Below are 24,115 nucleotides of genomic sequence, written 5' to 3'. Positions count from 1 at the left end.
TCCGCTGTCCTGGAACAGAGCCAGGCAGCCGGACCTTTTACGTAGCTAGATTAATCTTCGGTCTTGAACGGGAAGCCAAGCGCCTTGAGCAGCGCGCGGCCTTCGTCGTCGGTCTTGGCAGTGGTCACGACGGTGATGTCCATACCGCGAACGCGGTCGATGGAATCCTGGTCGATCTCGTGGAACATAACCTGCTCGGTCAGACCGAAGGTGTAGTTGCCGTTGCCGTCGAACTGCTTGCCGCTGAGGCCCCGGAAGTCGCGGATACGCGGCAGTGCCAGCGTGACCAGACGGTCCAGGAATTCCCACATACGGTCGCCACGCAGAGTTGCGTGCGCACCGATCGGCATGCCTTCGCGCAGCTTGAACTGTGCGATCGACTTGCGGGCCTTGGTTACCTGCGGCTTCTGGCCGGTGATCAGGGTCAGATCGCGGACAGCGCCGTCGATCAGCTTGGAGTCCTTAGCGGCATCTCCAACACCCATGTTCACAACGACCTTTACCAGACGGGGAACCTGGTTGACGTTCTCGTACTTGAATTCCTCAACGAGCGAGCTCTTGATGGAATCCGCGTACTTGGTCTTCAGACGAGGAACGATCTTGCTTGCCGGAGTCTCGAGAGTCTCAGTCATTAGATGTCCTTCCCTGAGCTCTTGGCCACGCGGACACGCACTTCACGCTTCACGCCATCGCGCTCAACGGTCTCGGTGCGGAAACCGACGCGGGTGGGCTTCTTGGTGGACGGGTCAACCAGAGCCACGTTGGAGATGTGGATCGAAGCCTCAACGACCTCGATGCCACCGGTCTTGGTGCCGCGCTGCGACTGACCGACCTTGGTGTGCTTGGTCACGCGGTTAATGCCTTCGACCAACACGCGGTTGGTCTCCGGGAATACGCGCAGAACCTTGCCCTGCTTGCCACGGTCGCCGCCGCGCTCAGCCTTGGCGCCAGTGATGACCTGAACGAGGTCACCCTTTTTGATCTTAGCCATGGACTAGAGCACCTCCGGAGCCAGAGAAACGATCTTCATGAACTTCTTGTCGCGAAGTTCACGACCAACCGGTCCGAAGATACGGGTACCGCGGGGGTCACCGTCGTTCTTCAGGATCACAGCTGCGTTCTCGTCAAACTTGATGTAGGAACCATCCGCACGGCGGCGTTCCTTCTTGGTACGGACGATGACAGCCTTGACGACGTCGCCCTTCTTTACGTTGCCGCCCGGAATTGCGTCCTTGACGGTAGCGACGATCACGTCGCCGATGCCTGCGTAGCGACGGCCAGATCCACCGAGAACGCGAATGGTAAGGATTTCCTTAGCACCCGTGTTGTCGGCGACCTTGAGTCGCGACTCCTGCTGAATCACTATTTACTCCTTGCGTCGCGCCGGTTCTCAGGCCGTGATCTTGCTACGGAATGAGCCTTGCGGAACGGTTGATCGGGGTGTCTCTTGACCTGCCTGGATTTTGCCAGACCAAGCCTAAACGCCCGTGCCAAAAACAGTTGCATCCCGGGTGCGCGAGGCGCGAGGGGGCACTATGCCGTGGCACGATTGTTTACGAGGTTGATGATGACGCACGAAAGGCGCCATACAAACTCAATATCCTAGCACGGCCGGGGCCCCGTCGTAGAATCGGCCAATACCACAGACGCTCCCTCACTTTTGGCGTCCAATCCCCCGATGCTCCCTCACTTTTGGCGCCCACTCCCCCAACGCTCCCTCACATCCGGCGCGCGCGGCCCCGACGCTCCCTCACATCATGCTGAGCATGTCTTCCTGCCGGCCTTCACGAGCGCCAACCAGCGGGCGAACTAAGGTGAGGGAGCGTCCCCCACGAACACGCCACAGCTGAGGGAGCGTCCCATAGGAAAGCGCCACACCTGAGGGAGCGTCCCCCACAAACGCGCCAGAAGTGAGGGAGCGTCGGGAACGACGAAACCCCCGCTCCCAGGAGGGAACGGGGGTTTCGGCGCAGATCCCCTTGCGGGGCAGCTGCAGGTGTTACTTGGCCTTCTCGAGGATCTCCACCAGGCGCCACCGCTTGGTAGCGGAGAGCGGGCGGGTCTCGGCGAGGAGAACCAGGTCGCCGATGCCGGCGCTGTTCTCTTCGTCGTGAGCCTTGATCTTCGTGTTGCGGCGCATGACCTTGCCGTAGAGGGCGTGCTTCACGCGGTCTTCGACCTGGACAACGATGGTCTTTTCCATCTTGTCCGAGACCACGTAGCCGCGCTTCGTCTTACGGTAACCGCGCTCGTCAGCCTTAGCTGCGTCGGAAACAGTTTCCGTCACGTTCTCGTCCTTTTCACTCACTTGGCGTCCTCCTCGGTCTCAACCGTTTCAGCCTTGTCAGCCTTCTTGGTTGCAGCCTTCTTGGACTTCTTTTCTTCCTTGGCTTCCACAACCGGTGCGGCAACCTCGGCACGAATGCCCAGCTCGCGCTCACGGAGAACGGTGTAGATGCGTGCGATGTCCTTCTTTACCGCGCGCAGACGACCGTGGTTCTCCAGCTGACCGGTGGCGGACTGGAAACGCAGGTTGAACAGCTCTTCCTTGGACTTGCGGAGTTCTTCAACGAGACGCTCGTTGTCGAAACCGTCCAGCTGTGCGGGTGCGAGATCCTTCGACCCTACTGCCATTTCTATTCACCACCTTCGCGACGCACAATGCGTGCCTTCAACGGGAGCTTGTGGATTGCCAGGCGAAGTGCCTCGCGAGCTACCTCTTCATTAACACCGGAGAGTTCGAAGAGAACCCGGCCCGGCTTGACGTTTGAGACCCACCATTCCGGAGAACCCTTACCGGAACCCATGCGGGTTTCGGCCGGCTTCTTCGTCAGCGGACGGTCCGGGTAGATGTTGATCCAGACCTTGCCGCCACGCTTGATGTGGCGGGTCATCGCAATACGGGCAGATTCGATCTGACGGTTGGTGACGTATGCCGGGCTCAGAGCCTGGATACCCCACTCGCCGAACGAGACCTCGGTGCCGCCCGTGGCAGCGCCGGAACGACCCGGGTGGTGCTGCTTACGGTGCTTGACTCGACGTGGGATAAGCATTTAAGCCTGTCCTCCTTCTACTGCAGGTGCAGCGGCTTCGACAGCCGGAGCTTCGGCAGCAGGAGCTGCGTCGGCTGCCGGGCGGTCGTTACGACGACGGCGGTCGCCACGGTCAGCGCCACCCGGGCGGCCCGGACGATCGCCGGCACCACGGCCGCGGGACGGAGCAGCAGCTGCCTGCTGAGCCAGTTCCTTGGCGGTGACGTCACCCTTGTAGATCCAGACCTTCACGCCGATGCGGCCGAAGGTGGTCTTGGCCTCGTAGAAGCCGTAGTCGATGTTCGCGCGGAGGGTGTGCAGGGGCACACGGCCTTCGCGGTAGAACTCCGAGCGGGACATTTCTGCGCCACCCAGTCGACCCGAGCAAGCGATACGGATGCCCTTGGCACCAGCGCGCTGTGCGGACTGCATTGCCTTCTTCATCGCACGGCGGAATGCCACGCGGGAAGTCAGCTGCTCTGCAACGCCCTGGGCAACAAGCTGGGCTTCCATCTCGGGGTTCTTGACCTCGAGGATGTTCAGCTGAACCTGCTTGCCGGTGAGCTTTTCGAGCTCGCCGCGGATGCGGTCTGCTTCGGCGCCGCGGCGGCCGATAACGATGCCCGGACGTGCCGTGTGGATATCCACGCGGACACGGTCGCGGGTGCGCTCGATCTCAACCTTGGCGATGCCGGCGCGCTCCATGCCCGTGGACATGAGCTGGCGGATACGGATGTCTTCGCGAACGAAGTCCTTGTACCGCTGGCCGGACTTGGTGCTGTCGGCGAACCAGTGCGATACGTGATCGGTGGTGATACCGAGTCGGAACCCGTGCGGGTTAACTTTCTGTCCCACTTAGCGAGCCTCCTCTTTCTCCGGGGTAGCGACTACCACGGTGATGTGGCTCGTGCGCTTCTTGATCTGAAATGCACGACCCTGGGCACGCGGCTGGAACCGCTTCATGGTCGGGCCTTCATCAACAAACGCTTCGCTGATGATGAGGTCACCTTCGTCAAACGCCACGCCGTCGCGGTCCGCGAGGACCCGGGCGTTGGAGATTGCCGACTGAACTACCTTGAATACCGGCTCAGAAGCTGCCTGCGGGGCAAACTTCAGAATTGCCAGAGCCTCGTTCGCTTGCTTACCACGAACAAGGTTGACGACGCGCCGGGCCTTCATAGGCGTTACGCGGATGTGACGCGCAATTGCCTTGGCTTCCATTGCTTTCCTTCTCTCGTCTTTGACGTAAGTGCAGGCGCCTAGCGGCGCTTGCCCTTACGGTCGTCCTTGACATGGCCGCGGAATGTCCGCGTGGGAGCGAATTCGCCGAGCTTGTGCCCGACCATCGACTCAGTGACAAACACCGGGATGTGCTTGCGTCCGTCGTGCACGGCGATCGTGTGGCCGAGCATGTCGGGGACGATCATCGAACGGCGGGACCAGGTCTTGATGACGTTCTTGGTGCCCTTTTCGTTTTCCCTGGCTACCTTCACAAAGAGGTGCTGGTCAACGAAAGGACCTTTTTTCAGGCTGCGTGGCATGTGTCCAGGCTCCTATCGCTTGTTCTTGCCAGTACGACGGCGACGAACAATAAGCTTGTCGCTCTCTTTGTTGGGACGGCGGGTGCGGCCTTCGCGCTTACCGTTCGGGTTGACGGGGTGACGTCCACCGGACGTCTTACCCTCGCCACCACCGTGCGGGTGGTCGACCGGGTTCATGGCGACACCACGGACGGTCGGGCGGACGCCCTTCCAGCGCATGCGGCCGGCCTTACCCCAGTTGATGTTCGACTGCTCGGCGTTGCCGACCTCGCCGACGGTTGCGCGGCAGCGCACGTCAACGTTGCGGATTTCGCCGGAAGGCAGACGCAGCTGGGCGAAACGGCCTTCCTTTGCAACGAGCTGGATCGATGCGCCGGCGGAGCGGCCCATCTTGGCGCCGCCACCCGGACGCAGTTCAACTGCGTGGATCACGGTACCGACCGGGATGTTGCGCAGCGGCAGGTTGTTGCCGGGCTTGATGTCAGCGTCGGCACCTGCTTCCACGGTGTCACCCTGGGCCAGCTTGTTCGGGGCGATGATGTAACGCTTGGTGCCATCAACGTAGTGCAGGAGGGCGATGCGAGCCGTGCGGTTCGGATCGTACTCGATTTCGGCAACGCGGGCGTTGACGCCGTCCTTGTCGTGGCGACGGAAGTCGATCAGACGGTACTGGCGCTTGTGGCCACCACCCTTGTGACGGGTCGTGATCTTACCGGTGTTGTTACGGCCACCCTTTTTCGGGAGGGGACGTACCAACGACTTTTCCGGCGTCGACCGCGTGATTTCGGTGAAGTCCGCTACGCTCGAGCCACGACGGCCCGGGGTAGTCGGCTTGTATTTACGGATTCCCATAATTTATTTCCTCGTTAAAGTGGTCTCCGCTACGAGAGCGGACCGCCGAAGATGTCGATAGTGCCTTCTTTGAGGCTCACAATGGCACGCTTGGTGTTCTTGCGGGTACCCCATCCGAATTTGGTGCGCTTGCGCTTACCGGCACGGTTGATGGTGTTGATCGATTCGACCTTGACGGAGAAAATCTTCTCCACGGCCAGCTTGATCTCGGTCTTGTTCGAACGGGGGTCCACCAGGAAGGTGTACTTGCCCTCGTCGATCAGGCCGTAGCTCTTTTCCGAGACGACGGGTGCAAGCACGACGTCGCGCGGGTCTTTGATGGTGGCTGCGCTCACTTGGCATCCTCCTCGTTCTTTGCAGCCTTGTCAGCAACGAATGCTTCGTAGGCAGCCTTGGTGAAGACTACGTCGTCAGAAACGAGCACGTCGTAGGTGTTCAGCTGGTCTGCGTACAGAACGTGAACATCCTGGAGGTTGCGCACGGAGAGTGCAGCAACATCGTTGGCGCGGTCGATGACAACGAGCAGGTTCTTGCGCTCGGAGACGCCACGCAGCGTTGCCAGTGCTTCACGGGAGGACGGCTTGGTGCCGGCGACCAGTTCAGCAACGACGTGGATGCGGCCGTTACGGGCGCGGTCAGAGAGAGCGCCGCGCAGTGCAGCAGCAATCATCTTCTTGGGGGTGCGCTGGCTGTAGTCACGCGGCGTCGGGCCGTGGACGATGCCACCACCGGTCATGTGAGGAGCACGGATGGAACCCTGACGGGCGCGGCCGGTGCCCTTCTGCTTGAACGGCTTGCGACCTGCACCGGAAACCTCGGCGCGGGTCTTGGTCTTGTGGGTACCCTGGCGAGCAGCAGCGAGCTGTGCAACGACGACCTGGTGCAGCAGCGGCACGTTGGTCTGTACGTCGAAGATCTCTGCAGGCAGGTCAACCTTGACAGTGCTAGTCATTGAACTAGGCTCCCTTCACGGCGGTGCGTACGAGTACGACCTGGCCGCGGGCGCCGGGGACGGCGCCCTTGATCAGGAGCAGCGACTTCTCGACGTCAACCGCGTGGACCGTGAGGTTCAGCGTGGTGTGACGAACGGCGCCCATGCGGCCGGCCATTTTCATGCCCTTGAAGACGCGGCTCGGGGTGGATGCGCCACCGATTGAACCGGGCTTACGGTGGTTCTTGTGGGCACCGTGGGAAGCTCCAACGCCGTGGAAGCCGTGACGCTTCATAACACCGGCGAAGCCCTTACCCTTGGTGGTGCCAACGACGTCGATCTTCTGGCCGGCTTCGAAGAGCTCAACGGAGAGCTCCTGGCCCAGCTCGTAAGAGTCAGCATCTGCGGTACGCAGTTCTACGACGTGGCGGCGAGGCGTGACGCCTGCCTTTTCAAAGTGACCAGCCAGCGGCTTGGTGACCTTGCGGGGGTCGATCTGGCCGTAGCCGATCTGAACGGCGACGTAGCCATCAGTCTCTGCATTGCGCAGCTGCGTGATGACGTTCGAGTCAGCCTGGACCACAGTGACGGGGATGAGCTTGTTGTTCTCGTCCCAGACCTGGGTCATGCCGAGCTTCGTGCCCAGCAGGCCCTTTACGTTACGGGTTGCGGTCATAGTCTCTCAGCACCTCCCTACAGCTTGATTTCGATGTTCACGTCGGCCGGCAGGTCGAGACGCATGAGCGAATCGACAGCCTTGGGCGTGGGATCGATGATGTCGATAAGACGCTTGTGCGTGCGCATTTCGAAGTGCTCGCGGCTGTCCTTGTACTTGTGCGGAGAGCGGATTACGCAGTAAACGTTCTTCTCCGTCGGCAGCGGCACGGGGCCAACTACAGTTGCGCCTGCGCGCGTGACCGTCTCAACGATCTTCCGTGCTGAAACGTCAATGACCTCGTGGTCATATGACTTCAGCCGGATGCGGATTTTTTGTCCCGCCATGTCGCCTGACTCTCTTTCAGTCTGTGCTTCCCCTGGTTAGGGCTGCCCTGTTCACTTACTCGTTGTATGGCTGCCGAAGCATTTGAAGTCGTAACTACCATCAGCCGCACAAGCTGAATCCGGATGAATCCGGGTTCCTCAACCTGCCGGCCAACCGACCCCCGCGGTCGGGCGTGTCGCGCTTTTCACGCGTACTCGTCCGCAATTCCTTGGGGAGTGGGTTATGTTTGGTCTCTTACCTGGACCCTGACACCCGGCATTATCCGGATCGGGACGCGAAAGAGCGCTTGAACAACTCATCTAGTATGCCGGAATTATTCAGCAGAAGCGAATCAGCCCCTTCGGGGGTCCGACGGCGGACCCCGGGCCCCGCCGTCGGGCGCCTTCCGTCCCGGTCATTGCCTTCAGCAACCGCCGATACGAAGATAGGGGCATGACCGTGCAGGATTCCACCGCCGTCCAGGCCCTCGCTGCCAAGCTGCGGCCCGGCTTCATGCTCGGGGTGGCCTCCGCCGCCTTCCAGATCGAGGGCTCCCTGGCGGCGGGTGGCCGCGGACCCTCCGGCTGGGATGCGTTTGCCGAGAAGCCCGGCAGCATCCAGGACGGGCACTCCCCCGCCGTCGCCTGCGATCACTACAACCGCACGGACGAGGACATCCGACTGATGCGCGAGCTGGGCATTGATTCCTACCGGTTCTCGATTTCGTGGCCGCGGATCCAGCCGGACGGCACGGGCCCGTTCAACGCCGAAGGCCTCGACTTCTACGACCGGCTGATCGACGGTCTGCTCGAAGCCGACATCTCCCCGATGGCCACGCTCTATCACTGGGACACCCCGCTTCCGCTCGAACACCGCGGCGGCTGGATGAACCGGACGACGGCGGAACGCTTCGCCGAGTACAGCGCCGCCGCCGGGGCCCGGTTCGGCGACCGGGTCACCCAGTGGGTGACGCTGAACGAACCCGCCTCGGTCACCCTGAACGGCTATGCCCTTGGCGTGCATGCGCCCGGCCACGACCTGCTCTTCGACGCCCTGCCCTCTGTGCACCACCAGCTCCTGGCCCACGGGCTCGCCGTCCAGGCCTTGCGGGCTGCGGGCGTGGCCGGCGCCGTGGGCGTGACCAACCTGCACTCCCCGGTCCGGCCCGCCACCGGGTCGGTCACGGACAAGCTACTGGCCAAGGTCTTCGACCTGGCGCTGAACCGTATCTACGCCGACCCGATCCTGCTGGGCAGCTACCCGAAACCGCCGCTGGTGGCCCGCCCCTGGTTCCGTGCCCTCGGCAAGATCTCCGATGCGGACCTGCGCAATATCCACCAGCCCCTCGACTTCTACGGGGTGAACTACTACTACCCGGTGAAGGTGGCCACCGGCCGTGGCCCTGCGGACAGCCCGGTCGGTTCCGCCGAGGCAATGGTTCGGCTGCCGTTCCACTTCGCCGCGTTCCCTGAGTATGAAACGACGGGCTTCGGCTGGCCGGTGGCGCCGGACCATCTGGGTCCATTGCTTCGGGAGATGAAGGACCGGTACGGCGCCGCACTGCCGCCGCTCTTCATCACGGAGAGCGGTGCCAGCTTCCCGGAGCCGGACCACGTGGACGGGCCGATCCCCGACGCCGGCCGGATCAGTTACCTGGCCGATCATCTGGGGCACGCCCTCTCGGCGACGGCGCCCGGCGGCATCGCGGACGACGTCGAACTCCTGGGCTATTACGTGTGGACCCTGATGGACAACTTCGAATGGGCCGCCGGCTACTCCCAGCGGTTCGGCCTGGTCCATGTTGATTTCGATACCCAGGCGCGGACCCCCAAAGAGTCCTACTACTGGTACCAGGCCCTCAGCCGGGCCCGGCAGAGCCGTTCAGCCGGCTAGAGGCCTGCGCTACCGGTTCTTGTTGGCGCGGTCGATGCGCTTGGCGCGCTCGATCTCGTGCCGGAAGTACTTCTTGGCCCACAGCCCGGCCGCCACCACAGCGACAACCACCACCAGGAAAATGATCCATTCCATGCCGGAATCCTTTCGTCACCAGCAACGGTAGCAGGGGCGTTAAAACAGAACAGCCCCGCTGCAGTGCAGCGGGGCTGTTCCTTCCTTGCGGCGGCCGCGAGGCGGCGCGCCGATCAGGAAATCAAGCTCGGATCAGCAAGTAATTACTTGATGATCTTGGTGACGCGTCCCGAACCAACGGTGCGGCCGCCTTCGCGGATAGCGAAGCCGAGGCCCTCTTCCATTGCGATCGGCTGGATGAGCGCAACGGTCATCTCAGTGTTGTCGCCGGGCATAACCATTTCCGTGCCTTCCGGCAGGGTGATAACGCCGGTTACGTCCGTGGTGCGGAAGTAGAACTGCGGGCGGTAGTTGGAGTAGAACGGGTTGTGACGTCCGCCTTCGTCCTTGGAGAGGATGTAGACGTTAGCCTCGAAGTCGGTGTGCGGGGTGATGGAACCCGGCTTGACGACAACCTGGCCACGCTCGACATCGTCGCGCTTCAGACCGCGGAGCAGGAGGCCACAGTTCTCGCCGGCCCATGCTTCGTCGAGCTGCTTGTGGAACATCTCGATACCGGTAACCGTGGTCTTCTGGACCGGGCGGATGCCGACGATCTCGACCTCGGAGTTGATCGCGAGGGTTCCACGCTCGGCGCGGCCCGTAACAACGGTGCCACGGCCGGTGATCGTGAAGACGTCTTCAATCGGCATCAGGAACGGCTTGTCGCGGTCACGAACCGGGTCCGGAACGGACTCGTCGACTGCTTCCATGAGGTCCTCGACGGACTTGACCCACTCCGGGTCGCCTTCCAGAGCCTTGAGGCCGGAAACGCGGACAACCGGTGCTTCGTCGCCATCGAAGCCCTGCGAGCTCAGGAGCTCACGAACTTCCATTTCGACGAGGTCGAGGAGTTCCTCGTCATCGACCATGTCAGCCTTGTTCAGTGCCACCAGCAGGTAGGGAACACCAACCTGGCGGGCGAGCAGGACGTGCTCGCGGGTCTGAGCCATCGGGCCGTCAGTGGCGGCAACCACGAGGATTGCACCGTCCATCTGAGCAGCGCCGGTGATCATGTTCTTGATGTAGTCAGCGTGACCCGGAGCGTCTACGTGTGCGTAGTGGCGCTTCTCGGTCTGGTACTCAACGTGGGAGATGTTGATGGTAATGCCGCGCTGACGCTCTTCGGGAGCAGAGTCAATGGACGCGAAGTCACGCTTCTCGTTGAGAGTCGGGTACTTGTCGTACAGCACCTTGGAAATGGCGGCCGTCAGCGTCGTCTTACCGTGGTCAACGTGACCAATGGTACCGATGTTAACGTGCGGCTTAGTCCGCTCGAACTTTGCCTTTGCCACAGGTTCCTCCTAGAACGTTTTCAAATGACTTACCCTTCGACCGCGCTTGTCGCGGCAGAAACTCCAGTAAGTCTACTTGGGGGGCTTTGGATTGGTGAAATTGCAGATTCAGGAACTAATACTAGTCCCTCGAGCCTGTTCGTGTTGGCGGCCGGGGGCCGGCCGCCAACACCAGGTGAATCCCCTATTGAGGAAACGCACCCGAGTTTGATGCTGCTGCGGGAAGTCCTTTCGGACTACTCGCCGCGGCTCTTCTGGATGATCTCGTCGGCAACTGCCTTCGGGACCTCGGCGTAGCTGTTGAACGTCATGGAGTACACAGCGCGACCCTGGGTCTTCGAACGCAGGTCACCGATGTAGCCGAACATGCCGGACAGCGGAACGTGCGCGCGGATGACCTTGACGCCCTGGGCATCTTCCATGGACTGCATCTGGCCACGGCGGGAGTTGAGGTCACCGATAACTTCACCCATGTATTCCTCAGGGGTGCGGACCTCGACATCCATCAGCGGTTCAAGCAGGACAGGGTTCGCCTTGCGTGCGGCTTCCTTGAAAGCCATACGGCCGGCGATCTTGAACGCCATTTCCGAGGAGTCAACATCGTGGTAAGCGCCGTCAATCAGCGTTGCCTTGATGCCGACAACCGGGTAACCGGCCAGGACGCCGTCGTTCAGTGCATCCTGGATACCGGCGTCGACGGACGGGATGTATTCGCGCGGAACGCGGCCACCGGTGACCTTGTTCTCGAACTCGTACATCTCGCCTTCGGAAGTGTCCAGCGGCTCGATGGCGATCTGGATCTTTGCGAACTGGCCCGAACCACCGGTCTGCTTCTTGTGCGTGTAGTCGTGACGCTCTACAGCACGCTTGATGGTTTCGCGGTAGGCAACCTGGGGCTTGCCCACGTTTGCCTCGACCTTGAATTCGCGGCGCATGCGGTCCACCAGGATGTCCAGGTGGAGCTCGCCCATGCCGGCGATGATGGTCTGGCCGGTGTCTTCGTTGAGGGAGACCTGGAAGGTCGGGTCCTCAGCGGAGAGCTTCTGGATGGCCGTGGAGAGCTTCTCCTGGTCACCCTTGGTGTTCGGCTCGATTGCAACCGAGATCACGGGCTCCGGGAAGCTCATGGACTCGAGCACGATCTGGTTGGACGCGTCGCACAGGGTGTCGCCCGTGGTGGTGTCCTTCAGGCCGATCGCTGCGTAGATGTGGCCAGCGGTAGCGCCGTCGACCGGCATTTCCTTGTTGGCGTGCATCTGGAACAGCTTGCCGATGCGCTCCTTCTTGCCCTTGGTGGAGTTGACCACCTGTGCGCCTGCTTCCACGTGACCGGAGTACACGCGGATGAAGGTGAGCTGGCCGAAGAAGGGGTGTGCGGCAATCTTGAACGCCAGCGCGGAGAACGGCTCGTCAGCGGAAGGCTTCCGGGTCAGTTCCTTCTCTTCGTCGCGGGGGTCGTGGCCGACCATCGGGGGGACGTCGAGCGGGTTCGGCAGGTAGTCCACGACGGCGTCGAGCATCGGCTGGACGCCGCGGTTCTTGAACGCGGAGCCACAGAAGACCGGGTACAGCTCGGAGTTGATCGTCATCTTGCGGATGCCGGCCTTGAGCTCGTCGATCGAGATCTCTTCGCCCTCGAGGTACTTCTCCATGAGCTCTTCGGAGGACTCGGCAACGGTCTCAACGAGCGTTGCGCGGTACTCTTCGGCCTTTTCCTTGAGGTCAGCCGGGATCTCCTGGATCTCGTACTTGGCACCCATGGTGACGTCACCCTTGGAGTCGCCGGGCCAGACCAGTGCGCGCATGTAGAGCAGGTCGACGACGCCGATGAAGTCGTTCTCGGCGCCGATCGGCAGCTGCATGACGAGCGGCTTGGCACCGAGGCGGCTGATGATGGTGTCGACGGTGAAGTAGAAGTCAGCGCCGAGCTTGTCCATCTTGTTGACGAAGCAGATACGCGGAACGTTGTACTTGTCGGCCTGGCGCCAAACAGTCTCAGACTGCGGCTCCACGCCTTCCTTGCCGTCGAACACTGCGACTGCACCATCGAGGACGCGCAGGGAGCGCTCAACCTCAACCGTGAAGTCCACGTGGCCGGGGGTGTCAATGATGTTGATCTGGTTGTTTTCCCAGAAGCAGGTCACGGCGGCAGACGTGATGGTGATGCCGCGTTCCTTCTCCTGTTCCATCCAGTCGGTGGTCGACGCGCCGTCGTGCGTTTCGCCGATCTTGTGGTTCACACCCGTGTAGAACAGGATGCGCTCGGTAGTAGTGGTCTTGCCGGCATCAATGTGGGCCATGATGCCGATGTTGCGGACCTTGCTAAGGTCGGTAAGCACGTCCTGTGCCACGGTGTCTCCCTTTCGGATGGACTGCACGTTCGCCGCCGACTCGGTTGAGCCGGCGGCGTCCGGGAAGTATTACCAGCGGTAGTGTGCGAAGGCCTTGTTGGACTCGGCCATCTTGTGGGTGTCTTCGCGACGCTTCACAGCGGCTCCGAGACCGTTCGAGGCATCCAGGATTTCGTTCTGGAGGCGCTCGGTCATCGTCTTTTCGCGGCGGGCCTTGGAGTAGCCAACCAGCCAGCGGAGGGCGAGGGCCGTGGAACGGCCCGGCTTGACCTCGACGGGAACCTGGTAGGTTGCGCCACCGACGCGGCGGGAGCGGACCTCGAGGGAAGGCTTGACGTTGTCCATGGCCTTCTTGAGGGCTGCAACCGGGTCGCCGCCGGACTTGGCGCGGGCGCCTTCGAGTGCACCGTAGACGATGCGCTCTGCGGTGGACTTCTTGCCGTCAACCAGCACCTTGTTGATCAGCTGAGTGACCAGCGGGGAGCCGTAAACGGGATCTAGTACTAGCGGCCGCTTGGGGGCCGGACCCTTGCGAGGCATATTACTTCTTCTCCATCTTTGCGCCGTAGCGGCTGCGGGCCTGCTTACGGTTCTTCACACCCTGGGTATCGAGGGCGCCACGGACGATCTTGTAACGCACACCCGGGAGGTCCTTAACACGGCCGCCGCGGACGAGCACAATGGAGTGCTCCTGCAGGTTGTGGCCAACACCGGGGATGTAAGCGGTGACTTCAACGCCACCGTTGAGGCGCACACGCGCAACCTTACGCAGAGCCGAGTTCGGCTTCTTCGGGGTCGTCGTGTAAACGCGGGTGCAAACACCACGGCGCATCGGGCTGCCCTTAAGCGCGGGGGCCTTGGTCTTCGAGACCTTAGGCGTGCGGCCCTTGCGGACCAGCTGGTTAATCGTAGGCACTCTCGTGTTCTCCGTTTTATCCGGAGCGGCCGTTGGCGGCCGCTCTCTTGTCGCTGCGCCCCGCCGCTCGAGCTTTGAAGTTCTCTCCAGAGCAGCTGAGGCGAAGCCTTAATAGTCGGACCGCACACCCGGGCTCCGGACTCTCATCTCGAATGGCCCCTAGGCATGCGAAAATGTGGCATACGTTGCACAAGAACCCTGCAAACCGGAAACGTCGTCCTGGTTGAACCTTGCGGTCTCAACCGGCGCTCTCATCCACTGCCACAATAACAATTAGTCTCAAGTCTAACACGGACGGCCCCCAGCCCTTAATCGGCGGGCTTTCGGGCCCTTCCGACGCCCCGGTCGACCGCTCCGCTCCCCGCCGTCGCGTGTGCGTCGAGTGCTGAGATACGGCCCTTATGGAGCCTCAAAACGGCCGTATCTCAGCAGTCGACGGGTTGACTCGACGGGTTAAACGGGGATGGTCCCCCACCTTGCGGTGCGGGACCATCCTTCGGGGAGCAATTCCTTAGCGGAAGTCGCTGCCCAGGTCGTAGTCATCCAGCGGGATGGCGTGGAACTCAGGAGCTCCGTCGCCACCCAGGGAGTCGTAGGAGAAGTCGCTGAACGCGCTCGGGCCGGTGAACAGATTGGCCTTCGCTTCTTCAGTCGGCTCCACCGTGACCTCGGTGTAGCGCGGGAGACCCGTGCCGGCCGGGATGAGCTTACCGATGATGACGTTTTCCTTGAGGCCGAGCAGCGGATCGCTCTTGCCTTCCATGGCCGCCTGCGTCAGGACGCGGGTGGTCTCCTGGAAGGAAGCTGCGGACAGCCAGGACTCGGTCGCCAGGGACGCCTTGGTGATACCCATGAGCTCGGGACGGCCGGAGGCCGGCGTCTTGCCCTCGGAAACAACACGGCGGTTGGCATCCTCGAAGCGGCTGCGCTCGGCGAGCTCGCCGGGCAGCAGATCCGATTCGCCGGACTCGATGACCGTGACGCGGCGCAGCATCTGGCGGACGATAACCTCGACGTGCTTGTCGTGGATACCGATGCCCTGGCTGCGGTACACGCCCTGGACCTCGTCAACCAGGAACTTCTGCGCGGCACGGGGGCCCATGATGCGCAGAACCTGCTTCGGATCGACCGGACCGTTGATGAGCTTCTGCCCGACGCTGACGTGCTCGCCGTCTTCGATGAGAAGACGTGAACGGCGCAGTACCGGGTAGGCGATCTCTTCGGATCCGTCATCCGGGGTGATGACCAGGCGCATCTGGCGCTCGGACTCTTCGATGGTGATGCGGCCGGCTGCTTCAGCAATCGGTGCGACACCCTTCGGAGTACGGGCTTCGAAGAGCTCCTGGATACGGGGCAGACCCTGGGTGATGTCGTCGCCACCGCCGGCGGAGACAGCGCCACCGGTGTGGAAGGTACGCATGGTCAGCTGGGTACCCGGCTCACCGATTGACTGGGCGGCGATGATGCCCACGGCCTCGCCGATGTCCACGGTCTTGCCGGTGGCCAGCGAACGGCCGTAGCACAGGGCGCAGGTGCCGACGCTGGACTCACAGGTGAGTACGGAGCGGACCTTGACCTCGGTGATGCCGGCTGCGAACAGTTCGGCAATGACGACATCGCCGCAGTCGGTGCCGGCCGCTGCCAGGACCTTGCCCTTGGCGTCAACGACGTCCACGGCGAGGGTACGGGCGTAGGCGCTGTTCTCGACGTTTTCGTCCAGGACCAGCTCGCCGTTGGCGTCGGCGACCGCGATCGGGGTGACGAGGCCGCGTTCGGTGCCGCAGTCCTCTTCACGGACGATGACGTCCTGCGAGACATCCACCAGACGACGGGTCAGGTAACCCGAGTTGGCGGTACGCAGTGCGGTATCGGCCAGACCCTTACGGGCACCGTGCGTGGCGATGAAGTATTCCAGCACCGACAGGCCCTCGCGGTAGGAGGACTTGATCGGACGCGGGATGATCTCACCCTTCGGGTTGGCCACCAGGCCACGGATACCCGCGATCTGACGGACCTGCATCCAGTTACCACGGGCACCGGAGGACACCATGCGGTTGATGGTGTTCATCGGCGACAGGCTGTCACGCATCGCCTGGGCGATCTCGTTCGTTGCCTTGTTCCAGATCTCGATCAGTTCCTGGCGACGCTCGTCGTCGTCGATCAGGCCCTTGTCGTACTGGCCCTGGATCTTCGCGGCCATGGTCTCGTAGCCGGCGAGGAGCTCCGGCTTGGAGGCCGGGACCTCGATGTCGGAGATGGCGACGGTGACGCCCGAGCGGGTTGCCCAGTAGAAACCGGCATCCTTCAGGTTGTCCAGCGTTGCCGCCGTGACGACCTTCGGGTAGCGCTCGGCGAGGTCGTTGACGATCCGGGACAGTTCGCCCTTGTCGGCAACAGCCTCAACCCACGGGTAGTCCGCGGGCAGCGTCTGGTTGAAGATGACCTGGCCGAGGGAGGTTTCGACCAGCGCGGTCTGACCCGGCTCCCAGCCCTCGGGAGCTTCCCAGCCGGCGTAAGGAACGAAGTCCTCGAGCCGGATCTTGATCTTGGAGTTCAAGTGCAGCTCGTGCAGGTCGAAGGCCATGATGGCTTCCGAAATCGAGGAGAAGATCCGGCCTTCGCCAGCTGAACCGACACGCTTGGTGGTCAGGTGGTAGAGGCCGATGATCATATCCTGCGAAGGCAGCGTCACCGGGCGGCCGTCGGACGGCTTCAGGATGTTGTTCGAGGACAGCATCAGGATCCGGGCTTCGGCCTGGGCTTCGGGGCTCAGCGGCAGGTGGACTGCCATCTGGTCGCCGTCGAAGTCAGCGTTGAAGGCGCCACAAACCAGCGGGTGAAGCTGGATTGCCTTGCCTTCGACGAGCTGCGGCTCGAACGCCTGGATGCCGAGACGGTGCAGGGTAGGTGCACGGTTCAGCAGCACGGGGTGCTCGGTGATGATCTCTTCGAGGACGTCCCAGACCTGCGGGCGGTAGCGCTCGACCATCCGCTTGGCGGACTTGATGTTCTGTGCGTGGTTGAGGTCAACCAGGCGCTTCATCACGAACGGCTTGAAGAGCTCCAGCGCCATCTGCTTCGGCAGACCACACTGGTGCAGCTTCAGCTGCGGGCCGACGACGATAACGGAACGGCCCGAGTAGTCAACGCGCTTACCCAGGAGGTTCTGGCGGAAACGACCCTGCTTGCCCTTGAGCATGTCGCTCAGGGACTTCAGCGGGCGGTTGCCCGGTCCGGTGACCGGACGGCCACGGCGGCCGTTGTCGAAGAGGCTGTCAACAGCTTCCTGAAGCATGCGCTTCTCGTTGTTGACGATGATCTCCGGGGCACCGAGGTCAAGCAGGCGCTTGAGGCGGTTGTTGCGGTTGATCACGCGGCGGTACAGGTCGTTGAGGTCGGAGGTCGCGAAGCGGCCGCCGTCCAGCTGGACCATCGGGCGCAGTTCCGGCGGGATCACCGGGACGGCGTCCAGCACCATGCCGAGCGGGCTGTTGTTGGTCGTCAGGAACGCGTTGACCACCTTGAGCCGCTTCAGGGCGCGGGTCTTGCGCTGGCCCTTGCCGTTGGCGATGATGTCGCGCAGCAGGTCCGACTCGGCCTGCATGTCGAAGCTCTCAAGGCGCTTCTTGATGGCCTCGGCACCCATGGAGCCCTCGAAGTACATGCCGTAGCGGTCACGCAGTTCGCGGTACAGGCCCTCGTCGCCCTCGAGGTCGGCGACCTTGAGGTTCTTGAAGCGGTCCCAGACCTGCTCGAGGCGCTCGATCTCAGCATCCGCGCGCTTGCGGACGTTGGCCATCTGGCGGTCGGCGGAGTCGCGGGCCTTCTTCTTGTCCGCAGCCTTGGCGCCTTCACCTTCGAGGCGCGCGATCTCGTTTTCGAGGTCGCGGGCGATCGTGGCGATGTCCGAGTCGCGGTTGTCGATCAGCTGCTTCTTCTCGATGTCGTGCTCAACCTGGAGGTTGGGCAGTTCTTCATGGCGGGCATCGGCGTCGACGCTGGTGATCATGTAGGCAGCGAAGTAGATGACCTTCTCGAGGTCCTTCGGTGCCAGGTCGAGGAGGTAGCCCAGGCGGGACGGGACACCCTTGAAGTACCAGATGTGCGTGACCGGGGCGGCCAGCTCGATGTGGCCCATGCGCTCACGGCGCACCTTGGCACGGGTGACCTCAACGCCACACCGCTCGCAGATGATGCCCTTGAAGCGCACGCGCTTGTACTTACCGCAGTAGCACTCCCAGTCGCGGGACGGGCCGAAGATCTTCTCGCAGAAGAGGCCGTCCTTCTCGGGCTTGAGCGTGCGGTAGTTGATGGTTTCCGGCTTCTTAACCTCGCCGTAAGACCAGCCACGGATGTCTTCCGCGGTGGCGAGGCCGATCTGCATGAGGCCGAAGGAGGATTCGCTGGACATATGGTCCCTGTTCTCTCTTGTTCTCTAAATTCTGAAGTCTTGGGTTACGGGAAGAGGGAGGTGGCGTCCGACGGCGGGCGGTGGCCCGCCGTCGGACGCTTACCTGCTAAACCTCTTCTACGGAACTGGGCTCTGCACGAGACAGATCGATGCCCAGTTCTTCCGCAGCCGTGAAGACTGCGTCATCAGAGTCACGCATTTCAATTGTGGTTCCGTCCGTGGAAAGAACTTCCACGTTCAGGCACAGCGACTGCATTTCCTTGATCAAGACCTTGAAGGACTCAGGAACACCCGGCTCCGGGATGTTCTCGCCCTTGACGATGGCTTCGTAGACCTTCACACGACCGTGGATATCATCCGACTTGATCGTGAGGAGCTCCTGGAGCGTGTAGGCGGCGCCATAGGCTTCGAGCGCCCACACTTCCATTTCACCGAARCGCTGRCCACCGAACTGYGCCTTACCACCCAGCGGCTGCTGCGTGATCATGGAGTACGGGCCGGTGGAGCGCGCGTGGATCTTGTCGTCCACCAGGTGGTGGAGCTTCAGGATGTACATGTAGCCGACCGAGATCGGATCCGGGAACGGCTCGCCGGAGCGGCCGTCAAACAGGCGGGTCTTGCCCGAAGAGTTGATCAGGCGGTCGCCGTCGCGGGTGACGTTGGTGGAGTCGAGCAGGCCCGTGATTTCCTCTTCACGTGCACCGTCGAAGACCGGCGTCGCGACAGTGGTCTGGCCACTTTCACGCGGCAGGTTCGGCAGCTGCTTGACCCACTCGGGCTCGCCTTCGATCTTCCAACCGGTCTTGGCAACCCAGCCGAGGTGCGTTTCAAGCACCTGGCCGACGTTCATACGGCCCGGAACACCCAGCGGGTTCAGGACGATATCAACGGGGGTGCCGTCGGCAAGGAAGGGCATGTCCTCGATCGGAAGGATCTTGGAGATAACACCCTTGTTGCCGTGACGGCCGGCGAGCTTGTCGCCGTCGGTGATCTTGCGCTTGGCGGCCACGTAGACGCGGACCAGCTGGTTGACGCCCGGGGGCAGCTCGTCATCGTTGTCGCGGTCGAAGACGCGGACACCGATCACGGTGCCGGACTCGCCGTGCGGAACCTTCAGCGAGGTGTCGCGCACTTCGCGGGACTTCTCGCCGAAGATGGCGCGCAGCAGGCGCTCTTCCGGGGTCAGCTCGGTCTCGCCCTTGGGGGTGACCTTACCGACCAGGATGTCGCCGGCTTCGACCTCGGCACCGATGTGGATGATGCCGCGCTCGTCCAGTCCGGCCAGGACTTCCTCGGACACGTTCGGGATGTCACGGGTGATTTCCTCGGCACCAAGCTTGGTGTCGCGGGCATCGATCTCGTGCTCCTCGATGTGGATCGAGGACAGGACGTCCTCGGCCACGATCCGCTGGGACAGGATGATGGCGTCCTCGAAGTTGTGGCCTTCCCATGACATGAATGCCACGAGCAGGTTCTTACCGAGGGCGAGCTCGCCCTGGTCCGTTGCCGGGCCGTCGGCGATGATGCCGCCGACTTCCAGGCGCTGGCCTTCGTTTACCAGGACACGGTGGTTGTAGCAGTTGCCCTGGTTGGAGCGGGCGAACTTGTTGATCCGGTAGTTGGTCTCGGTGCCGTCGTCGTTGAGCATGATGACGAGTTCGGCGGAAACCTCGGTGACCACACCGGCCTTCTTCGCGATGACAACGTCACCGGCGTCGACGGCGGCGGCGCGCTCCATGCCGGTGCCGACGAACGGCGCCTCGGAGCGGACCAGCGGGACAGCCTGGCGCTGCATGTTGGCACCCATGAGTGCACGGTTTGCATCGTCATGCTCGAGGAACGGGATCAGGGCGGTAGCCACGGACACCATCTGGCGCGGGGAAACGTCCATGAACTCGACGTCGGCGGCGGGAACCAGCACGGGCTCGCCTCCACCACCACGGGCACGGACCAGCACGGTCTCTTCGGCGAAGCGCTTGTTCTCGTCGAGCGGGGCGTTGGCCTGTGCGATCAGGACCTCGGCCTCGTCGTCGGCGGTGAGGTACTGGACCTCATCGGAAACGACGCCCTCGGAGACAAGGCGGTACGGGGTCTCGATGAAGCCGAACGGGTTGATGCGTCCGTAGGAAGCCAGCGAGCCGATCAGACCAATGTTCGGGCCTTCAGGGGTTTCGATCGGGCACATACGTCCGTAGTGGGACGGGTGCACGTCACGAACTTCCATGCCGGCGCGGTCACGGGACAGACCACCCGGGCCAAGCGCGGACAGGCGGCGCTTGTGGGTGAGGCCCGAGAGCGGGTTGTTCTGGTCCATGAACTGGGACAGCTGCGACGTTCCGAAGAACTCCTTGATGGCTGCCACAACGGGGCGGATGTTGATCAGGGTCTGCGGCGTGATGGCCTCGACGTCCTGGGTCGTCATACGCTCGCGGACAACGCGCTCCATGCGGGACAGGCCGGTGCGGACCTGGTTTTCGATGAGCTCGCCGACGGCGCGGATGCGGCGGTTGCCGAAGTGGTCGATGTCGTCGATCTCGACGCGCAGCTCGTGGTCCTGGCCGTCGCGCTTGCCCATGAGGGTCTTCTCACCGGCGTGCAGGGCTACCAGGAACTTGATCATGGCAACGATGTCTTCAACGTGCAGCACGGATGCTTCCTTGTCGCCAAGGGAGCGGTCGATGCCGAGCTTGCGGTTGATCTTGTAGCGGCCAACCTTGGCCAGATCGTAGCGCTTGGAGTTGAAGTACAGGTTGTCCAGCAGGGACTGGGCAGCCTCGACGGTGGGCGGCTCGCCCGGTCGCAGCTTCCGGTAGATGTCCAGCAAGGCGTCTTCGCGGGTTTCGGTGGCGTCCTTCTCCAGCGTCGCGCGCATGGAGTCGTACTGACCGAACTCTTCGAGGATCTGGCCTTCGGTCCAGCCGAGGGCTTTCAACAGCACCGTGACGGACTGCTTGCGCTTGCGGTCGAGGCGAACGCCGACCTGGTCACGCTTGTCGATTTCGAGTTCGAACCAGGCGCCGCGGGACGGGATGATCTTCGCGGTGAAGATGTCCTTGTCGCTGGTCTTGTCCGCGGTGCGCTCGAAGTAGGCACCCGGGGAACGAACCAGCTGGGACACGACGACACGCTCGGTGCCGTTAACGACGAAGGTGCCCTTCTCGGTCATCAGCGGGAAGTCACCCATGAACACGGTCTGCTGCTTGATTTCGCCCGTGTTGTTGTTCATGAATTCGGCCTTGACGTACAGCGGAGCCGAGTATGTAGCGTCCCGGTCCTTGCACTCAGCCATCGTGTACTTGGGGTCAGCGAACTCCGGCTCGGAGAAGCTCAGGGACATGGTGCCCTGGAAGTCCTCGATCGGGGAGATCTCTTCGAAGATGTCAGACAGGCCCGACGTGGTGGCGACGCTGAGGTCGCCTTCTTCGACGGCCTTCGCAACGCGTGCCTGCCAGCGTTCGTTTCCGACCAGCCAGTCAAAGCTGTCGGTTTGCAGGGCAAGCAGATTCGGAACGTCAAGCGGTTCGTGAATCTTTGCGAAGGAGAGCCGGCGGGTTGCACCGTCGGTGCTGTCGGCATTGATAGCGGTAGCGTTGTTTACATTAGAGGTGCTCGAGGCGACCAAGAGGGATCCTTCCACAGACCTTCAGGCGTTTTCAGATCTCCCCCGTTATGCACCCTGCGAAGTGACTCCGCAGTGCTACCAAACCGGTTCCGCTATATGACCCGGGACCCCGCCGCCCATGCTGGTGCGCGTTGTAGACGGCACATTGATGGCGCAGCTGTCAGGCTAAGCCCACCGCTATATGAAGGCTGAAGGTAAACAGGGAAGACGCAAATATCTACGATACGGCAAAGCAACCTACTTGTCTACCCCACTTGCGGCGCGATTGCAAGCACGAGCCTGCGCACCCCAGCCGTACCACTGCCCGGCGCCCCGCACCCGGCCCGGTCCGCCGAATAGCTCAGTGATGGGGCTCACGATAACCTTGGGATACATCATTAGAGATCGGAAGAGATAACCATGAGCAACTCCGCGGACAACAATGATGTTGTCATCCTCGCCGCAGCCCGCACCCCCCAGGGACGGCTCAACGGGCAGCTGGCCAGCTTCACCGCCGTCGAACTCGGCGCCCACGCGATCCGGGCCGCCCTGGCCGCCAGCGGAGTGAAGGCCGACCAGGTCGATTCTGTGGTCATGGGCCAGGTCCTGCAGGCCGGCGCGGGACAGAACCCGGCCCGGCAGAGCGCCATCGGCGCCGGCATCGGCTGGAACGTTCCCACCGTCACCATCAACAAGGTCTGCCTCTCCGGCCTCACCGCCGTGATCGACGCGGCCCGCATGATCCGCAGCGGCGACGCCACCGTCGTCGTCGCCGGCGGCCAGGAATCGATGAGCCGGGCACCGCACCTGCTGCCCGGCTCGCGGCAGGGCTGGACCTACGGCTCGGTCCAGGCGCTCGACGCCGCCGCCCACGACGGCCTCACCGACGCCTTCGACGGCCAGTCGATGGGCCTGTCCACGGAAAGCAAGAACGTCACGCTCGGCATTGACCGCACCTCCCAGGACGAAGTGGCGGCCGCATCGCACCAGCGCGCCGCCACGGCCGCGAAGGACGGCGTGTTCGACGGCGAAATCGCCCCGATCAGCGTCAAGCAGCGCAAGGGCGACCCGATCCTGGTCGGCACCGACGAGGGGGTCCGCCCGGACACGTCCGTTTCCTCCCTGGCCGGCCTGCGCGCGGCCTTCGCCACTGACGGGACCATCACCGCCGGCAACTCCTCCCCGCTCTCCGACGGCGCCGCCGCCCTGGTGCTGACCTCGCGGAAGTTCGCCGAGGAGCACGGCCTGGAGTACCTGGCCGTGGTCGGCAAGCCGGGGCAGGTCGCGGGCCCGGACAATTCGCTGCACTCCCAGCCCTCCAACGCGATCAAGAACGCGCTGGACAAGGCAGGCTGGACCACCGGCGACCTGGACTTCATCGAGATCAACGAGGCCTTCGGTTCCGTGGCCGTGCAGTCCCTCAAGGACCTGGACTACCCGCTGGAGCAGTGCAACATCCACGGCGGCGCCATCGCCCTGGGCCACCCGATCGGCGCCTCCGGAGCCCGCTTGGCGCTGCATGCGGCCCACGAGCTCAAACGGCGCGGGACCGGCAAGGCCGCCGTGTCGCTCTGCGGCGGCGGCGGCCAGGGCGAGGCCCTGCTGCTGTACCGCGACTGATGTCCGAGCTGGACTCGGGCGAGAACCGCGGCGGCGGCGCTGGCAGGAAGCGATTCCTGGCCGACGCCGCCGCGCGCGGCCTCAAAGTGGAGCTGGTTGAGCGCCTGGCCGCCAGCAGCCTGGAGGAGGCCGCCGGGATCCTCGGGATCAGCCCCGGGGAGATCGTGAAGTCGCTCGTGGTCAAGCACAAGGACGGCAGCTTCCTCTTCGCCCTCGTCCCCGGCGACCGCCAGATCTCCTGGCCCAAGCTGCGCCAGCTGGTGGGCGTCAACAAGCTCTCGCTCCCCAGCGCCGACGTCGCCCTCGCCGCGACCGGCTACGAGCGAGGCACGATCACCCCGCTCGGCAGCACCTCCCCATGGCCCGTCTACGCCGACAGCACCATCGCCGGACGGCGGATTTCGATGGGTGCCGGCGAACACGGCTACAGCGCCTTCGTCGATGCCGACGCGCTGGTGGCCGCGCTGGGCGCCGTCGTCGCGGACATCACCGAGCCGCTGACCTCCATTTAGCACC

At 63.0% G+C, this 24,115-nt stretch carries 24 protein-coding genes; 3 read left to right on the top strand and 21 right to left on the bottom strand.

What is annotated here, in order from left to right; genetic code table 11:
• Positions 1-50: 50 nt before the first annotated feature.
• The 14 genes from rplE to rpsJ form a co-directional block, all read right to left on the bottom strand.
• Positions 51-632 (bottom strand): 50S ribosomal protein L5, encoded by a 582-nt coding sequence (rplE, locus tag AC1DK9_RS03190; protein WP_056425240.1) that lies wholly within the window; start codon positions 630-632, stop codon positions 51-53.
• Entirely contained in the window at positions 632-991 is a 360-nt protein-coding gene (rplX, locus tag AC1DK9_RS03185; RefSeq protein WP_066436866.1) for a 50S ribosomal protein L24, read from the bottom strand. Before rplX ends, rplE begins: the two co-directional genes overlap by 1 nt.
• Before the next feature lie 3 nt (positions 992-994).
• Positions 995-1,363 carry a 50S ribosomal protein L14 gene (gene rplN / locus AC1DK9_RS03180; protein WP_003803789.1) on the bottom strand — a complete coding sequence of 123 codons (369 nt, stop codon included), beginning with the start codon at positions 1,361-1,363 and terminating at the stop codon, positions 995-997.
• 636 nt (positions 1,364-1,999) lie between these two features.
• Positions 2,000-2,308, bottom strand: a complete 309-nt coding sequence (gene rpsQ / locus AC1DK9_RS03175) for a 30S ribosomal protein S17 (RefSeq protein ID WP_056737811.1) — start codon at positions 2,306-2,308, stop codon at positions 2,000-2,002.
• Positions 2,305-2,634, bottom strand: a complete 330-nt coding sequence (gene rpmC / locus AC1DK9_RS03170) for a 50S ribosomal protein L29 (RefSeq protein ID WP_056737810.1) — start codon at positions 2,632-2,634, stop codon at positions 2,305-2,307. The genes rpsQ and rpmC overlap by 4 nt, the downstream gene beginning before the upstream one ends.
• A gap of 2 nt (positions 2,635-2,636) precedes the next feature.
• Positions 2,637-3,053 (bottom strand): 50S ribosomal protein L16, encoded by a 417-nt coding sequence (gene rplP, locus AC1DK9_RS03165; protein WP_056737809.1) that lies wholly within the window; start codon positions 3,051-3,053, stop codon positions 2,637-2,639.
• The gene (rpsC, locus tag AC1DK9_RS03160; RefSeq protein ID WP_476862364.1) at positions 3,054-3,887 is read right to left on the bottom strand and encodes a 30S ribosomal protein S3; all 834 of its coding nucleotides are present in this window, start codon (positions 3,885-3,887) and stop codon (positions 3,054-3,056) included.
• Positions 3,888-4,253 (bottom strand): 50S ribosomal protein L22, encoded by a 366-nt coding sequence (rplV, locus tag AC1DK9_RS03155; RefSeq protein ID WP_003803798.1) that lies wholly within the window; start codon positions 4,251-4,253, stop codon positions 3,888-3,890.
• A gap of 38 nt (positions 4,254-4,291) precedes the next feature.
• A complete protein-coding gene (gene rpsS, locus AC1DK9_RS03150) occupies positions 4,292-4,573 on the bottom strand; it encodes a 30S ribosomal protein S19 (protein ID WP_018773666.1) in 282 nt (93 codons plus the stop codon).
• A gap of 12 nt (positions 4,574-4,585) precedes the next feature.
• Positions 4,586-5,425 (bottom strand): 50S ribosomal protein L2, encoded by an 840-nt coding sequence (gene rplB, locus AC1DK9_RS03145; RefSeq protein WP_024366131.1) that lies wholly within the window; start codon positions 5,423-5,425, stop codon positions 4,586-4,588.
• Between the two features lie 29 nt (positions 5,426-5,454).
• Complete coding sequence (gene rplW, locus AC1DK9_RS03140) at positions 5,455-5,760, bottom strand: 50S ribosomal protein L23 (RefSeq protein WP_018773664.1); 306 nt, start codon at positions 5,758-5,760, stop codon at positions 5,455-5,457.
• Positions 5,757-6,377, bottom strand: coding sequence for a 50S ribosomal protein L4 (gene rplD, locus AC1DK9_RS03135; RefSeq protein WP_138768569.1), 621 nt, complete (start codon positions 6,375-6,377; stop codon positions 5,757-5,759). Before rplD ends, rplW begins: the two co-directional genes overlap by 4 nt.
• Before the next feature lie 4 nt (positions 6,378-6,381).
• Positions 6,382-7,032: a 50S ribosomal protein L3 gene (gene rplC, locus AC1DK9_RS03130; RefSeq protein WP_003803812.1), complete on the bottom strand. Its 651-nt coding sequence runs from the start codon at positions 7,030-7,032 to the stop codon at positions 6,382-6,384.
• A 17-nt stretch (positions 7,033-7,049) separates the two neighbouring features.
• Positions 7,050-7,358, bottom strand: coding sequence for a 30S ribosomal protein S10 (rpsJ, locus tag AC1DK9_RS03125; protein WP_003803825.1), 309 nt, complete (start codon positions 7,356-7,358; stop codon positions 7,050-7,052).
• A gap of 433 nt (positions 7,359-7,791) precedes the next feature.
• Between rpsJ and AC1DK9_RS03120 the strand changes: the two genes are divergently transcribed.
• On the top strand, positions 7,792-9,231 hold the full coding sequence (locus tag AC1DK9_RS03120) for a GH1 family beta-glucosidase (RefSeq protein ID WP_476914969.1): 1,440 nt from the start codon (positions 7,792-7,794) through the stop codon (positions 9,229-9,231).
• A 9-nt stretch (positions 9,232-9,240) separates the two neighbouring features.
• Here AC1DK9_RS03120 and AC1DK9_RS03115 read toward each other — a convergent pair whose 3' ends face one another.
• From AC1DK9_RS03115 to rpoB, 7 genes are all read right to left on the bottom strand, one after another.
• Positions 9,241-9,366 (bottom strand): hypothetical protein, encoded by a 126-nt coding sequence (locus tag AC1DK9_RS03115; RefSeq protein ID WP_476862366.1) that lies wholly within the window; start codon positions 9,364-9,366, stop codon positions 9,241-9,243.
• Positions 9,367-9,509: 143 nt separating this feature from the next.
• A complete protein-coding gene (tuf, locus tag AC1DK9_RS03110; protein WP_476862367.1) occupies positions 9,510-10,700 on the bottom strand; it encodes an elongation factor Tu in 1,191 nt (396 codons plus the stop codon).
• Positions 10,701-10,936: 236 nt separating this feature from the next.
• Positions 10,937-13,051, bottom strand: coding sequence for an elongation factor G (gene fusA / locus AC1DK9_RS03105; protein WP_476862368.1), 2,115 nt, complete (start codon positions 13,049-13,051; stop codon positions 10,937-10,939).
• Between the two features lie 69 nt (positions 13,052-13,120).
• The gene (rpsG, locus tag AC1DK9_RS03100) at positions 13,121-13,591 is read right to left on the bottom strand and encodes a 30S ribosomal protein S7 (protein WP_026531948.1); all 471 of its coding nucleotides are present in this window, start codon (positions 13,589-13,591) and stop codon (positions 13,121-13,123) included.
• Position 13,592: 1 nt separating this feature from the next.
• The gene (rpsL, locus tag AC1DK9_RS03095) at positions 13,593-13,967 is read right to left on the bottom strand and encodes a 30S ribosomal protein S12 (RefSeq protein WP_009358312.1); all 375 of its coding nucleotides are present in this window, start codon (positions 13,965-13,967) and stop codon (positions 13,593-13,595) included.
• Between the two features lie 511 nt (positions 13,968-14,478).
• Entirely contained in the window at positions 14,479-18,378 is a 3,900-nt protein-coding gene (locus tag AC1DK9_RS03090; RefSeq protein WP_476862369.1) for a DNA-directed RNA polymerase subunit beta', read from the bottom strand.
• 106 nt (positions 18,379-18,484) lie between these two features.
• Positions 18,485-22,000 (bottom strand): DNA-directed RNA polymerase subunit beta, encoded by a 3,516-nt coding sequence (gene rpoB, locus AC1DK9_RS03085; RefSeq protein WP_138768564.1) that lies wholly within the window; start codon positions 21,998-22,000, stop codon positions 18,485-18,487.
• A 399-nt stretch (positions 22,001-22,399) separates the two neighbouring features.
• Here rpoB and AC1DK9_RS03080 point away from each other — a divergent pair, with 399 nt between their 5' ends.
• On the top strand, positions 22,400-23,599 hold the full coding sequence (locus AC1DK9_RS03080) for an acetyl-CoA C-acetyltransferase (protein ID WP_476914968.1): 1,200 nt from the start codon (positions 22,400-22,402) through the stop codon (positions 23,597-23,599).
• Entirely contained in the window at positions 23,599-24,111 is a 513-nt protein-coding gene (locus AC1DK9_RS03075; RefSeq protein WP_476914967.1) for an aminoacyl-tRNA deacylase, read from the top strand. Before AC1DK9_RS03080 ends, AC1DK9_RS03075 begins: the two co-directional genes overlap by 1 nt.
• The last annotated feature ends 4 nt before the right edge of the window (positions 24,112-24,115 follow it).

The sequence above is a fragment of the Arthrobacter sp. 01T414 genome, assembly GCF_056398965.1.
Note: the sequence above shows the minus strand (reverse complement) of the source record. Positions and strands in the feature narration are given on the sequence as shown.